The following is an 11015-nucleotide window of genomic DNA, read 5'->3' as shown; positions in this document are numbered from 1 at the left end:
AGGCGGTGTGTCATTCAACATCAATGCTGACTGATACACCGCCTTCGCGAGCAGGCTCGCTCCCACAGGGGATCTTCGTTGTGGTGTGGATTGTGATCAGTACCGCTGATATTTCGAACCGAACTCAGGACGGTTCTCTGCCACCACCACGCCACCGCGCACGGCGTTGCTCGGGCTGATCAGCGCCACACGTTCACGCAGTTCTTGCAGACGATCCGCGCCACCTTCAGCGACACGATTCTGGATCAGGCGATCCGAACCACCTTCCACGAGCAGTTGCTGATGTTGGCTGTGGGACACGGCGCTGGCGGTGTTCGCCGATGCCAGGTTAGACAGACCGAGACCACCGACCAGTGCCAGACCGAGTGCCAGGGACGAGACTTTCGAGAAGTTGAACATGGGTGATACTCCGTGCGTTTAGTTTGAGTGGGTCGGTAGCAGCTGCTATCCGGTGAACACAGTTAAACGCTCGGGTGTATCGGTGATGTGTGCGCGAACCCGTCGAAATCGGGGTTTGCGTATCTGTCGCGGGTTCTTATACAGACGGATACAAAACCCGATCAGGATTCGGCGCCAAGCAGCTCCACCGGGTAGGAGAACACGTAGCCTTCGCTGCGCACGGTCTTTATATAGGTCGGCTCGCGTGAGTCATCGAGCAAGCGTTGGCGCAAGCGGCTCACCAGCAAATCAATGGAGCGGTCGAACAGGTCGGCATCGCGGCCCTGGGTCAGGTTGAGCAACTGATCGCGGCTCAGCACCCGTTGCGGGTGATCGAGAAACACGCGCAGCAAACGGTATTCCGCGCCACTGAGGGCGACCATGGTGCCTTCGTCATCCAATAAGTGGCGAGCGGTGGTGTCGAGTCGCCAGCGGCCGAATCCGAGCAGGCGACCGGTTTCGGTGATCAGCAGGTTCGGCGGCAGCATCCGCGTGCGGCGCAATACCGCGTTGATCCGCGCGAGCAACTCGCGGGCGGCGAAGGGTTTGGTCAGGTAATCGTCGGCGCCCATTTCCAGGCCGAGGATGCGATCGGTTTCGTCGTTGCGGGCGGTGAGCATCAGGATCGGCGTGGCTTTGTGTTTGCCGGCGCGCAATTCCCGGCACAGCACCAGGCCGTCATCGCCGGGCATCATCAGGTCCAGCACGATCAGGTCGACCTGATTGGTTTCCAGGAAATGGCGCATCTGCCGGCCATCCGCAACCACCGTGGTGCGCAGGCCATTCTTCTTCAGGTAATTACCCACCAGCTCGCGGATCTCGCGATCGTCATCGACGATCAGGATGTGGTTCACGTGATCCATTGCTCAACCCTCTTGTTATTCGCTGTGGGAATTGTATCGCAGTGTATCGCAGGCGCTGTTTGACACCTTACGCCTTAATAACGCGGTGTTGACGACACATGGCAGATACCTCCGGGCGATTAAATGGCTTCCATCGAGACAAGACAACTTGCCTCACCGCCACTGACTATCGCCACCCTGAGGAACTGATCATGAACTGGAACACACTCATTGCCGCCAGCCTCTTCGCCGTCCTGAACGTTGCCGCGTTCTCGGCCCATGCCGCTGATCAAACCACACAGCCGGTCTCTGCTCACGGCACTCATCTGGATATCAAGAAAGTGATTTCCATCGAAGACACCGGCAGCGGTTGCGGCCTCGTCAATGCCCGCCTGAGCTACCTTGATTCCAGCGGTTCGCACAAAGTGCTCGACTACAGCAAGTTCGCGGATTGCGGCAATCAGGGTAGTTGATCCATCCACTACGTCGTGCAAAACAACAGACAAATGACTGGCAGGGAACTCACTATGACGATGAATGTGTTGAGCCGTAAAACCGAATCACGCCGCCGCTTCCTGGCGCCAACGATGCTGGCTGTTGCGTTGCTGCAGTTCGGTGCCTTGGGCGCTGCCACTGCGCAAGCCGCGACCCCGACTGCGGAGCCGGTGGCGGCGAAAGCGGAGTCGCACGACTCGTTTGGTCCACTGAAGCACGTCAAGGCTGGTTTGCTGAATGTGGCTTACGCCGAGGTGGGGCCCGCCGACGGTCCGGTGGTGATTCTCCTGCACGGTTGGCCCTACGACATTCACAGCTACAGCGAAGTCGCGCCGTTGCTGGCGGCCAAGGGTTACCGGGTGCTGATTCCGTATGCACGGGGTTACGGTGACACGCAGTTCCTGTCGGACAAGACCCTGCGCAACGGCCAGCCTGCCGCACTGGCCAGTGACGTGATCGACTTCATGGATGCGCTGAAAATCAAACAGGCCGTACTCGGTGGTTATGATTGGGGCGCGCGTTCGGCGGACATCGTCTCGGCGTTGTGGCCGGAGCGGGTCAAGGCGCTGGTGTCGGTGAGTGGTTACCTGATCGGCAACCAGGCCGCAGGCAAGAACCCGTTGCCGCCCAAGGCTGAATTACAGTGGTGGTATCAGTTCTATTTCGCGACCGATCGTGGCCAGGCCGGCTACGAAAAAAACCGTCATGACTTCGCCAAGTTGATCTGGCAGACGGCGTCACCGAAATGGTCTTTTGATGACGCAACCTATGACCGCAGTGCCGCCGCGTTGAACAACCCGGACCATGTCGCGATCACCGTTTTCAACTACCGCTGGCGGTTGGGCATCGTGCAGGGCGAACCGCAATACGAAGCGCTGGAACAGAAACTGGCCACGGCGCCGTCGATTACGGTGCCGACCATCACGATGGAAGGGGACGCCAACGGCGCACCGCATCCGGCGGCCGAGGATTATGCCAAGCGTTTTACCGGTAAGTATGAGTACCGCTTGATCAATGGCGGTATCGGCCACAACCTGCCGCAGGAAGATCCGCAGGCGTTTGCCAAGGCAGTGATCGACGCTGATCACCTGTAATAACCCAAACTAGCCCATGTGGGAGCGAGCCTGCTCGCGAAGAGGCCATGTCAGTCAACATAGATGTTGAACGACACACCGCCTTCGCGAGCAGGCTCGCTCCCACAGGGATTTTTGGTGTTAGTCGGGTCGTGGGTTATGCCACAACCTGATAACACGGCACATACGCCGCGCCACCCGGCAGTTTCATCCGGTGCTGGGCGACGAACGCTTTGAGCAGTTGATCCAGCGGACGCATGATCTCGGCATCGCCGCGGATCTGATACGGCCCGTGCTGCTCAATCAGGCGAATGCCCTTGTCCTTGACGTTGCCGGCGACAATGCCGGAGAACGCACGGCGCAGGTTGGCCGCCAGTTCGTGGGCTGGCAGTGTCCGGCTCAGCTTCAGGTTGGCCATGTTTTCGTGGGTCGGATCGAATGGACGCTGGAAGCCTTCGTCGATCTTCAGCAGCCAGTTGAAGTGAAACGCGTCATTGCGTTCGCGGCGGAACTGTTTGACCGCTTTCAGCCCTTGGGTCATCTGCCGTGCGACTTCCGCCGGATCGTCGATGATGATCTCGTAATGTTTCTTCGCCGCGTCGCCCAGCGTGGCGCCGACGAATGCGTCCAGTTGTTCCAGGTACGGTGCGGCATGCTTGGGCCCGGTGAGGACGACCGGGAAGGGCAGGCCGGCATTGTCCGGGTGCATCAAGATGCCGAGCAGGTACAGGAACTCTTCAGCCGTGCCCGCGCCACCGGGGAAAATGATGATGCCGTGGCCGACGCGCACGAACGCTTCCAGGCGTTTTTCGATGTCCGGCAGGATCACCAGCTCATTGACGATCGGGTTCGGCGCTTCGGCGGCGATGATCCCGGGTTCGGTCAAACCGAGGTAACGACCGCCATGGATACGCTGCTTGGCGTGGGCGATGGTCGCGCCTTTCATCGGGCCTTTCATCACGCCGGGGCCGCAACCGGTGCAGATGTCGAGGCTGCGCAGGCCCAGTTCGTGGCCGACTTTCTTGGTGTATTTGTATTCTTCGGTGTTGATCGAGTGACCGCCCCAGCAGACCACGATCTTCGGCTCGACGCCGGGGCGCAGGGTGCGGGCGTTGCGCAGCAGGTGGAACACGTAGTCGCTGATGCCCTGGGAGGTGCTCAGGTCGATGCGCTGGCTGTCGAGTTCGTTTTCGGTGTAGACGATGTCACGCAGGGCGCTGAACAGCATTTCACGGGTGCTGGCGATCATTTCGCCGTCGACGAAGGCGTCGGCCGGGGCGTTCAGCAGTTCCAGGCGCACGCCGCGGTCTTGCTGGTGGATGCGGATTTCAAAATCTTTGTAGGCTTCGAGGATGGTCTTGGCGTTATCGACATGGGCGCCGGTGTTGAGGATGGCCAGGGCGCACTGGCGGAAGATGTTGTAGGTGCTGCCGGAACCGGCTTCGCTCAGTTGTTGGACTTCGCGTTGGGAAAGGGTTTCCAGGCTGCCTTTTGGGCTGACCGAGGCGTTGATTACTTGTCGTTGGGTCATTCAATGATCCTTAAAACGATGTCACTCGCCGAACCGCGCGAAGGGCATCCGAATAGTGTGTATCCATGGATGAAGATGGCACGAACTGGGCTATACCGCCATGTCCCCCGTTTGACGATGAAAAGATGAAAAGGAGCCCCAGCATAGCTAAATCCCTCGCAGAGGCGATAATGCCTGGCTTTCTTTTTGTCTCTGCTCCCAAGGAAACCTGTCGCGATGTTCGAAATCCAGCCGCAGAACGCTCAAACCTATCGACAACAGACGCGCCGCAGTACGGTGATTATTGCCCTGATGTTCCTCGCGCTGGCGATGGTGCTGTCCACGGCGGCGGTGGCGTTGTTCGGTGAGCCCGGCGGCGATAACCTGCGCTATAACGTCGGCGGCGTGTTTGTTGCGGTGTTGCTGATGGTGGCGCTGATGCGCGGCAAGTTCTGGAGCCAGCCCTGGATGGCTGCGGCAGTCTACGGCTGGCAGCTCAAACGCAGCCTGATGAGCGTCACCAACATCATGCATCAGGTCACCGCAGCGGTGGCGACCGGTGATCCAGTGGCCATGAAACTGCTGCGTTTCTACCACCTGGGCCTGCACCAGATGCACGAGCTGGACGCCAACTCCAGCGACCACAGTCAACTGGTTCGCGAGATGGATCAGCACAAGGCGCGAATGGAGGAACTGGGCATCGACACCGACCAGACCCGCCTGGACCCGGCCTGGCTTGAGGCGGTGAAACAGGCGTCGAAGTAAGGTTTCCCGACACAAACCCGTCACGGGACCGGCAAATCACCTATTGTGTTTCTGATGCGACATCTAAAGGGCGAACAGGAAAAATCGCCCTGTCATAACGAATCAGGGACTGTCATGGGGAATCCGTCCATCAAAGATCCGATTGCAAACCCGCGTCCTGCCACGCCTTGGGTGCCCGGCCAGATCGAGTCAAGGCTCAAGGTTCGCTATGCGGTGGTGCTGCTCGTCGCAGTGTGCCTGTCGATGACGGCGATCGTGTTCTGGGAAGCCTGGAACTCGCGCCAGTACCATCTGCAGGACAAAGAAGTAGCGATGTCCAACCTGGCGCAGACCCTGGCCTCGCAGGCGCAGGCGTCGATCAAACAGGCCGATACGCTGCTGTTTGCCTTGGTGGACCGCCTCGAAAACGAGGGTGCCGGCCCGCAGCAACTGCCGCGGTTGCAGCGTTTGCTCCGCACTGAACGCGACGAGCTCAAGCAACTGCATGGTTTGTTTGTCTACGACGAACAAGGGCGCTGGATCGCCAACTCCAATGGCGCAGAGGTGCCCAACGCCAACAATTCCGACCGTGAATATTTCATCTTCCATCGTGACCATCCCGACCGTGGTCCGCATATCGGTCGCTCGATAAAAAGTCGCTCGAGCGGTGAATGGATCATGACCGTGTCACGCCGGATCAATTATCCGGATGGCCGGTTTGCCGGGGTGGCGCTGGCCACGATCTATCTCAGTCATTTCCTTGAGCTGTACGACAGCATCGACATGGGCCAGAACGGGGTGATCAACCTGATTGCCGATGACGCCAGCATTGTTGTGCGTCGGCCGTTCAAAGAGGCGGACATTGGCAGCAGCGTGGCCAAGGGGCCGTTGTTTACCCAACTGTTGCCCAAAGGCGATTCCGGCACGGCCACCGTCAAGTCGTTTGTCGACGGTGTGGAGCGGGTGGTCGGGTTTCGGCGGGTCAGCGGCTATCCGCTGATCATCTTTGCCGCGCTGGACAAGGAGGAAGTCCTGGCCAGTTGGCGCAAAGAGACGGCGCTGAGCGCGGGGATCGTGTTGTCGCTGCTGCTGTTTCTGGGCGCGCTCGGTTACCGCCTCATTCACTTCATGAAGCAGCAACATCACTTCCAGCGCGTGTTGCTCGATGGTCAGGAAAAACTCATCGAGGTCAATCGCAGCCTAGAGCTGCTGGCCCTGGAGGACGCGCTGACCGGCCTGTCCAACCGGCGTCAGTTCGACCTGTTTATCCTCGCGGAAATGGGTCGCGCCCGGCGCACCCAGACCCACCTCGCGATGCTGATGATCGATGTCGATCACTTCAAGAGCTTCAACGACCGCTACGGTCATGTCGCCGGTGACGAGTGTTTGCGCCGGATCAGCGCGATCATCAAGGACAACATCAAGCGCCCCGGCGACCTTGCCGCCCGTTATGGCGGCGAAGAGTTCACGGTGGTGCTGCCCGGCACGGACTATGTCGGCGCGTTCCTGGTGGCGGAAAAAATTCGTCACGCCGTCCTGCTGGATGACATCGAACACCTCGACAGCGCGGAGGGCAGGGTGACGGTCAGCGTCGGCGTTTGCGCCTACAACACCGCCTCGCAGGACCAGCCTGACGACGTGGTCACCGCAGCGGACAAAGCCTTATATGTGGCCAAGTCCAGCGGGCGCAACATGAGCGTGATTGCCAACTGAGGTCAGACAAACCGGTCGCTGCCCTGCACCAGTTTGGTGGACAGGTACGATTGCTTGAGTTTTTCCAGCCACCAGCCCAAAGCGCGGCCGTCATGATCGCCGCGCCAGCCGGCGTAGAGAATGTTTGGCTCGCGTGGGTCAGCCATTTGTTTTTCGACCAGCGTGCCGTTTTTCAGCAATGAGCTCACCCGGTGCCGGGGCAGCCAGCCAACGCCCAGGCCATCGCATTGAGCGAGCACTTTGGCGCGCATGGTCGGCACGGCAAGCACCGGTTGGCCGCCCGACACACCGTAAGTGCTGCCCTCGGTGACCCGCGATGAATCTGCCACGACAATCGCCCGATGCTGCGCAACCATGGCCCGGGAAATCGGTTCTTTGGCCTTGGCCAGCGGGTGTTTCGGTGAAACTGCGAACACCCACTCCATTTCCCCCAACTGCATCCAGCGCAGGGTCGGGATTGCCGGTGGTTCGTTGGTGGCGCCGATGATCAGGTCCGCACGGCCTTCACGCAGGGCTTCCCAGACGCCTTTGAGGACCTCTTGAGTTATGCGCAGCGGCACGCCGGATTCCAGGGCATCGAACTCGTGGATCACCGGAATCAAGGCTTCGAATTCGAGCAGTTCGTCGGTGACTATCCAGAGTCGGCTTTCCCAGCCGTTGGCCACTTGCTGCACCCGCTGGGTCAGGCGGGACACGTCCTGCATCAACCGCGCCGCCTCGTTCACCAGCAACTCACCGGCCGGGGTGAGCTGCAAGCGGTAGCGACGACGGTCGAAGAGCAGCGCGTCGAAGCGCTCTTCCAGTTGCCGCGCGGCGTAGGACACGGTTGACGGCGCCTTGCCCAAGTGCGCAGCGGCACGCGACAGGCTGCCGGTTTCGCGGATGGCCTGGAGCAATGACAGGTCTTCAATCGACAGCATGGGTCCATCCTCGGCGTTTGTTTCAAGTGGCCCGGCGCAGTTTCCACTGCCTGAACAACCGAAGATAGACCAGCACGTTGATCGCCAGCACCACGCTGCCCAGCGCCCATTGAATCGCGGGTGTCAAACCGGCGGGGTAAATCACCGGCCAGACGTAGTGTTCGATAAAGCCGCCGCCGTAGCCGGTTTGCCCGGCGGCCTGGCGCATGAGGTTTTCCCACTGGGTCAGCGGGCAGGTCAGGTGCAAGACTTCGACCATCACGCCCCACGCAGCAGCAGGCAGGTGCGCCCAGATCAGCGGCCCCCATTTGAGCACCAGCAGCCCGCCGAACAGCACGAACAGAATGAACAGCAGATGAAACAGCACCAGCCCGTCGGCGGCGATCCGGTAAAGCATGTCGACTCCCTGACCTGATTAGGTGGATCGCCTCATGGTACTCGGACGTCTCCCGGTGTTCAGCGCAAATCTGCGAACTCGGCGCGCATCCGCCCGTTGTGTTTGGCGCGATAGAGCAACTTGTCGACCTGCTCGATGAAGTCGACAGCCGTCGCTTGCAGCGGCGCGACCGTGGTGCCGACACCCAGGCTCACGCTCAACAGCGGCGATACCGGGGAAAACTCATGGACAATCTGCTGCTGACGAATCAGGTGCAGGCATTTGCGCGCCACCAGCCGTGCGGACTCGGCGTCGGTTTCCGGGAGCAGCCAGACGAATTCTTCGCCGCCGATCCGGGCGATGAAATCACGCGGTCGATTGGCCGCCAGCGACAACGTCTGGGCCACCTGGCGCAGGCATTCGTCACCCTTGATGTGGCCGTAGTGGTCGTTGAATTGCTTGAAGTAGTCGATGTCGAGGATCAGCAACGACAACGGCAAACCGGTGCGTTGGGCATTGCCCCATTCGCGCTCCATGACGGTGTCGAACATGCGTCGGTTGGCGATACCGGTGAGGCCGTCCTGGAACGAATACTCTTCGAGTTGCTTCTGCAGCCGGCTCAGGTGTTCTTCGGTTTTCTTGCGTTCGCTGATGTCGAACATGAAGCCCACCAGGGCTTCCACTTCATCGTCCTTGCGCACCACGTGCACCACGTCGCGAATCCACACGTAGTCGCCCTGTTGGGTCAGTGCCCGATAATCCGCCTCATGATCGACCCCGGCGCGCGATTGCGAGACGCAGAATTCCACCACGTAATCCCGATCGTCCGGGTGCATGCGCTCGACCCAGTCGTTGACCGTGACCCAACTGTCCTGCTTCCAGCCCAGTAACGCCTCGATCTGCGGGCCGATGTAGCTGAAGGTCATGGTTTTCCAGTTGATCCGCCAGGGAATCGCATTGGTCGACTCAAGCAGGGTTTTATAGACATCGCTATCGGGTTCGACTGAGCTCATGCAGGGCCTGGCCTCAAGGAAATATGCAGCGCCATCATGTTGCTACTATCGAGGCGAATCAAGCGCCCGGCCGATGAACGGAGCACCTTCACTAGACTCGCTCACGGCAAAAGTGCGCAAGATTGTTCAAGCCATCCGCCGCGACTGCTGGCACAGTCTCGGGTCTTCCACCGGTTGTAGGGCGTTATGACGAATTCAATCATGCCGCGCAGTGCCTTTCTGCGCGGCGCCGCGGCGATCATGCCGCTGTCCCTGGCCACCGCGCCTTGGGGATTGTTGGCCGGGTCCATGGCCATCGAGGCCAACCTCACGCCGCTGCAAGGGCAGGGCTTGTCGAGCATTGTGTTTGCCGGGGCCGCACAGTTGGTTGCCATTGGCATGCTCAAGGGCGGTGCCGGGGTCTTTTCGATTCTGCTGACCACTTTGTTACTGACTTCGCAGCATCTGCTGTATGGCATGAGCATGCGTTCGGTGATTTCGCCATTGCCGGGGCGCTGGCGGGTGGGGTTGGGCTTTTTGCTCACTGACGAGTTGTTTGCCTTGACCAGCCAGCACGACAAACAGCAATTCAATCGCTGGTACGCGCTGGGCGTCGGGCTGACGTTTTACATCGCCTGGAACCTGTTCACGCTGGCGGGCATCGTGCTGGGCAGCAGCATTCCGGGGTTGGAACATCTGGGCCTGGACTTCTCCATCGCCGCCACCTTCATCGCCTTGATTACGCCGGTGGTGCGCAACGTGCCCACGGTGGTGTGCGTCGCGGTGTCGCTGTTCTGTTCGGTGCTGTTCAGCTACTGGCAATGGGGCTCGGCGCTGGTGCTGTCCGGGTTGGCGGGCATGACTGCCGGTTTTATCTGCAACAAACTCTACCTGGGGCGTACAGCATGATGGTGTGGGCGGTGATTTTCGGAATGGGTGTGTTGGTGTTTCTCAACCGCTACGTGTTTCTCGAACCGCGGTTGCCGGTGCGCTTGAGCAGCAACGCCCGGCAGTTCCTCGGTTTCGCCGTGCCGGGCATGCTGACCGCGATCTGCGGGCCGATCGTATTCATGCCTGACAAACAGCTGAATTTGCACTGGGACAACCCGTACCTGATCAGTTCGCTGGTGGCGGTGGGGCTGGTGCTCTACACCCGCAACACCTTGCTGAGCATGCTCCTGAGCATGGGTTTTTTCTTTTTGCTGCGTTGGTGGCTCTGAGTCGAGCGCTCGAATGTGATCTACGCTTAATGGGTCCCTTCACTGGAAGAGAGGTGCGCATGGCCAACGATCAAAAACATCCGGATTTTGAAGATGAGGATGAACCCACGAAGGAAGAGATCAAGCGGCAGGAAAGTTCGCGGCAGGACTGGAAACATGACGACAGTCGGGAACTGTCAGACCGCGACGAAGAGCGTCCGCTGAAGCCCTGACCACTTAAACGCGACACTGTACCTGTGGCGAGGGAGCTTGCTCCCTCGCCACAAGTTTTCGTTTGTCTCGAGATTTTCTTGAGTAAACGTCGGGATAAGTCAGATAGCCTCGTTCCAGCGTATCTGGGTGATGCCCAGTTGCGTGGCGGTCAACCGCGCGGCGTCGAGTGTGGCGTGTGCGGCGATCTTTCGCCCGGACTGCGGATAGGCATGGGCGGACGCCGAATGAATCGCGTCGACATCCGAAAACTGTTCGGCCAGTTTGAAAAAGTGCTGACGAACGCCTTCGAACAAATAGTGCACGGCGTAGGGGACGAGTTCGCTCATGTCTTGCTCCTGAGGTCAGCCTTGGGCTTGAGCTCAGCAGTGGAATGGGGAATTCAGGCAGATCTGCGGTGCAGGCAGTGTGCAGAAATAAGTGCGCAGAAATGAGAAGGCTGAAAAGAACGAGGCCCGCAGGCCTCTACTACTGAGAGTGCA

14 protein-coding genes are annotated in these 11015 nt (G+C 59.8%); 7 read left to right on the top strand and 7 right to left on the bottom strand.

What is annotated here, in order from left to right:
• Nucleotides 1-96 precede the first annotated feature (96 nt).
• Nucleotides 97-399, bottom strand: coding sequence for a phage infection protein (locus AC07N8_RS26090; RefSeq protein ID WP_483843591.1), 303 nt, complete (start codon nucleotides 397-399; stop codon nucleotides 97-99).
• Nucleotides 400-560: 161 nt separating this feature from the next.
• Entirely contained in the window at nucleotides 561-1301 is a 741-nt protein-coding gene (locus AC07N8_RS26085) for a response regulator (protein ID WP_483843592.1), read from the bottom strand.
• 191 nt (nucleotides 1302-1492) lie between these two features.
• Between AC07N8_RS26085 and AC07N8_RS26080 the strand changes: the two genes are divergently transcribed.
• Nucleotides 1493-1753, top strand: a complete 261-nt coding sequence (locus AC07N8_RS26080; RefSeq protein ID WP_493146485.1) for a DUF2790 domain-containing protein — start codon at nucleotides 1493-1495, stop codon at nucleotides 1751-1753.
• A gap of 54 nt (nucleotides 1754-1807) precedes the next feature.
• Complete coding sequence (locus AC07N8_RS26075) at nucleotides 1808-2869, top strand: alpha/beta fold hydrolase (protein ID WP_493146483.1); 1062 nt, start codon at nucleotides 1808-1810, stop codon at nucleotides 2867-2869.
• A gap of 136 nt (nucleotides 2870-3005) precedes the next feature.
• Here AC07N8_RS26075 and ppnN read toward each other — a convergent pair whose 3' ends face one another.
• On the bottom strand, nucleotides 3006-4379 hold the full coding sequence (ppnN, locus tag AC07N8_RS26070; protein ID WP_483843595.1) for a nucleotide 5'-monophosphate nucleosidase PpnN: 1374 nt from the start codon (nucleotides 4377-4379) through the stop codon (nucleotides 3006-3008).
• A 216-nt stretch (nucleotides 4380-4595) separates the two neighbouring features.
• Here ppnN and AC07N8_RS26065 point away from each other — a divergent pair, with 216 nt between their 5' ends.
• Together AC07N8_RS26065 and AC07N8_RS26060 are read left to right on the top strand one after the other, a co-directional pair.
• Complete coding sequence (locus AC07N8_RS26065) at nucleotides 4596-5123, top strand: DUF3087 domain-containing protein (RefSeq protein ID WP_493146481.1); 528 nt, start codon at nucleotides 4596-4598, stop codon at nucleotides 5121-5123.
• 114 nt (nucleotides 5124-5237) lie between these two features.
• The gene (locus AC07N8_RS26060; protein WP_493146479.1) at nucleotides 5238-6815 is read left to right on the top strand and encodes a sensor domain-containing diguanylate cyclase; all 1578 of its coding nucleotides are present in this window, start codon (nucleotides 5238-5240) and stop codon (nucleotides 6813-6815) included.
• A 2-nt stretch (nucleotides 6816-6817) separates the two neighbouring features.
• On the opposite strand, the gene AC07N8_RS26055 is transcribed toward AC07N8_RS26060, so the two are convergent.
• The 3 genes from AC07N8_RS26055 to AC07N8_RS26045 are packed head-to-tail and all read right to left on the bottom strand — an operon-like array spanning nucleotide 6818 to nucleotide 9124.
• Nucleotides 6818-7735 carry a LysR family transcriptional regulator gene (locus AC07N8_RS26055; protein WP_483843598.1) on the bottom strand — a complete coding sequence of 306 codons (918 nt, stop codon included), beginning with the start codon at nucleotides 7733-7735 and terminating at the stop codon, nucleotides 6818-6820.
• A 22-nt stretch (nucleotides 7736-7757) separates the two neighbouring features.
• Nucleotides 7758-8132, bottom strand: a complete 375-nt coding sequence (locus AC07N8_RS26050; protein ID WP_493146477.1) for a DUF2784 domain-containing protein — start codon at nucleotides 8130-8132, stop codon at nucleotides 7758-7760.
• 59 nt (nucleotides 8133-8191) lie between these two features.
• A complete protein-coding gene (locus AC07N8_RS26045; protein WP_493146476.1) occupies nucleotides 8192-9124 on the bottom strand; it encodes a GGDEF domain-containing protein in 933 nt (310 codons plus the stop codon).
• 186 nt (nucleotides 9125-9310) lie between these two features.
• On the opposite strand from AC07N8_RS26045, the gene AC07N8_RS26040 reads away from it, so the two are divergent.
• From AC07N8_RS26040 to AC07N8_RS26030, 3 genes are read left to right on the top strand one after another with little or no spacing between them, the layout of a single operon-like run.
• On the top strand, nucleotides 9311-10012 hold the full coding sequence (locus AC07N8_RS26040) for an AzlC family ABC transporter permease (RefSeq protein WP_310267520.1): 702 nt from the start codon (nucleotides 9311-9313) through the stop codon (nucleotides 10010-10012).
• Nucleotides 10012-10323 (top strand): AzlD domain-containing protein, encoded by a 312-nt coding sequence (locus tag AC07N8_RS26035; protein WP_185044989.1) that lies wholly within the window; start codon nucleotides 10012-10014, stop codon nucleotides 10321-10323. Before AC07N8_RS26040 ends, AC07N8_RS26035 begins: the two co-directional genes overlap by 1 nt.
• Before the next feature lie 59 nt (nucleotides 10324-10382).
• Nucleotides 10383-10535 carry a hypothetical protein gene (locus tag AC07N8_RS26030; RefSeq protein WP_493146474.1) on the top strand — a complete coding sequence of 51 codons (153 nt, stop codon included), beginning with the start codon at nucleotides 10383-10385 and terminating at the stop codon, nucleotides 10533-10535.
• A 99-nt stretch (nucleotides 10536-10634) separates the two neighbouring features.
• On the opposite strand, the gene AC07N8_RS26025 is transcribed toward AC07N8_RS26030, so the two are convergent.
• The gene (locus AC07N8_RS26025; RefSeq protein ID WP_483843602.1) at nucleotides 10635-10862 is read right to left on the bottom strand and encodes a DUF6555 family protein; all 228 of its coding nucleotides are present in this window, start codon (nucleotides 10860-10862) and stop codon (nucleotides 10635-10637) included.
• Nucleotides 10863-11015 lie beyond the last annotated feature (153 nt).

The sequence above is a fragment of the Pseudomonas sp. GW821-FHT10C09 genome, from assembly GCF_059415465.1.
This window is presented reverse-complemented; position numbering and strand designations above follow the sequence as displayed.

Bases quoted from the DNA above. Each gene is read 5' to 3' on its own strand.
- AC07N8_RS26090 (WP_483843591.1), bottom strand. From the start codon at position 399: ATGTTCAACTTCTCGAAAGTCTCGTCCCTGGCACTCGGTCTGGCACTG.
- AC07N8_RS26060 (WP_493146479.1), top strand. From the start codon at position 5,238: ATGGGGAATCCGTCCATCAAAGATCCGATTGCAAACCCGCGTCCTGCC.
- AC07N8_RS26040 (WP_310267520.1), top strand. From the start codon at position 9,311: ATGACGAATTCAATCATGCCGCGCAGTGCCTTTCTGCGCGGCGCCGCG.
- AC07N8_RS26055 (WP_483843598.1), bottom strand. From the start codon at position 7,735: ATGCTGTCGATTGAAGACCTGTCATTGCTCCAGGCCATCCGCGAAACC.
- AC07N8_RS26030 (WP_493146474.1), top strand. From the start codon at position 10,383: ATGGCCAACGATCAAAAACATCCGGATTTTGAAGATGAGGATGAACCC.
- AC07N8_RS26075 (WP_493146483.1), top strand. From the start codon at position 1,808: ATGACGATGAATGTGTTGAGCCGTAAAACCGAATCACGCCGCCGCTTC.
- AC07N8_RS26025 (WP_483843602.1), bottom strand. From the start codon at position 10,862: ATGAGCGAACTCGTCCCCTACGCCGTGCACTATTTGTTCGAAGGCGTT.
- AC07N8_RS26080 (WP_493146485.1), top strand. From the start codon at position 1,493: ATGAACTGGAACACACTCATTGCCGCCAGCCTCTTCGCCGTCCTGAAC.
- ppnN (WP_483843595.1), bottom strand. From the start codon at position 4,379: ATGACCCAACGACAAGTAATCAACGCCTCGGTCAGCCCAAAAGGCAGC.
- AC07N8_RS26085 (WP_483843592.1), bottom strand. From the start codon at position 1,301: ATGGATCACGTGAACCACATCCTGATCGTCGATGACGATCGCGAGATC.
- AC07N8_RS26035 (WP_185044989.1), top strand. From the start codon at position 10,012: ATGGTGTGGGCGGTGATTTTCGGAATGGGTGTGTTGGTGTTTCTCAAC.
- AC07N8_RS26050 (WP_493146477.1), bottom strand. From the start codon at position 8,132: ATGCTTTACCGGATCGCCGCCGACGGGCTGGTGCTGTTTCATCTGCTG.
- AC07N8_RS26045 (WP_493146476.1), bottom strand. From the start codon at position 9,124: ATGAGCTCAGTCGAACCCGATAGCGATGTCTATAAAACCCTGCTTGAG.
- AC07N8_RS26065 (WP_493146481.1), top strand. From the start codon at position 4,596: ATGTTCGAAATCCAGCCGCAGAACGCTCAAACCTATCGACAACAGACG.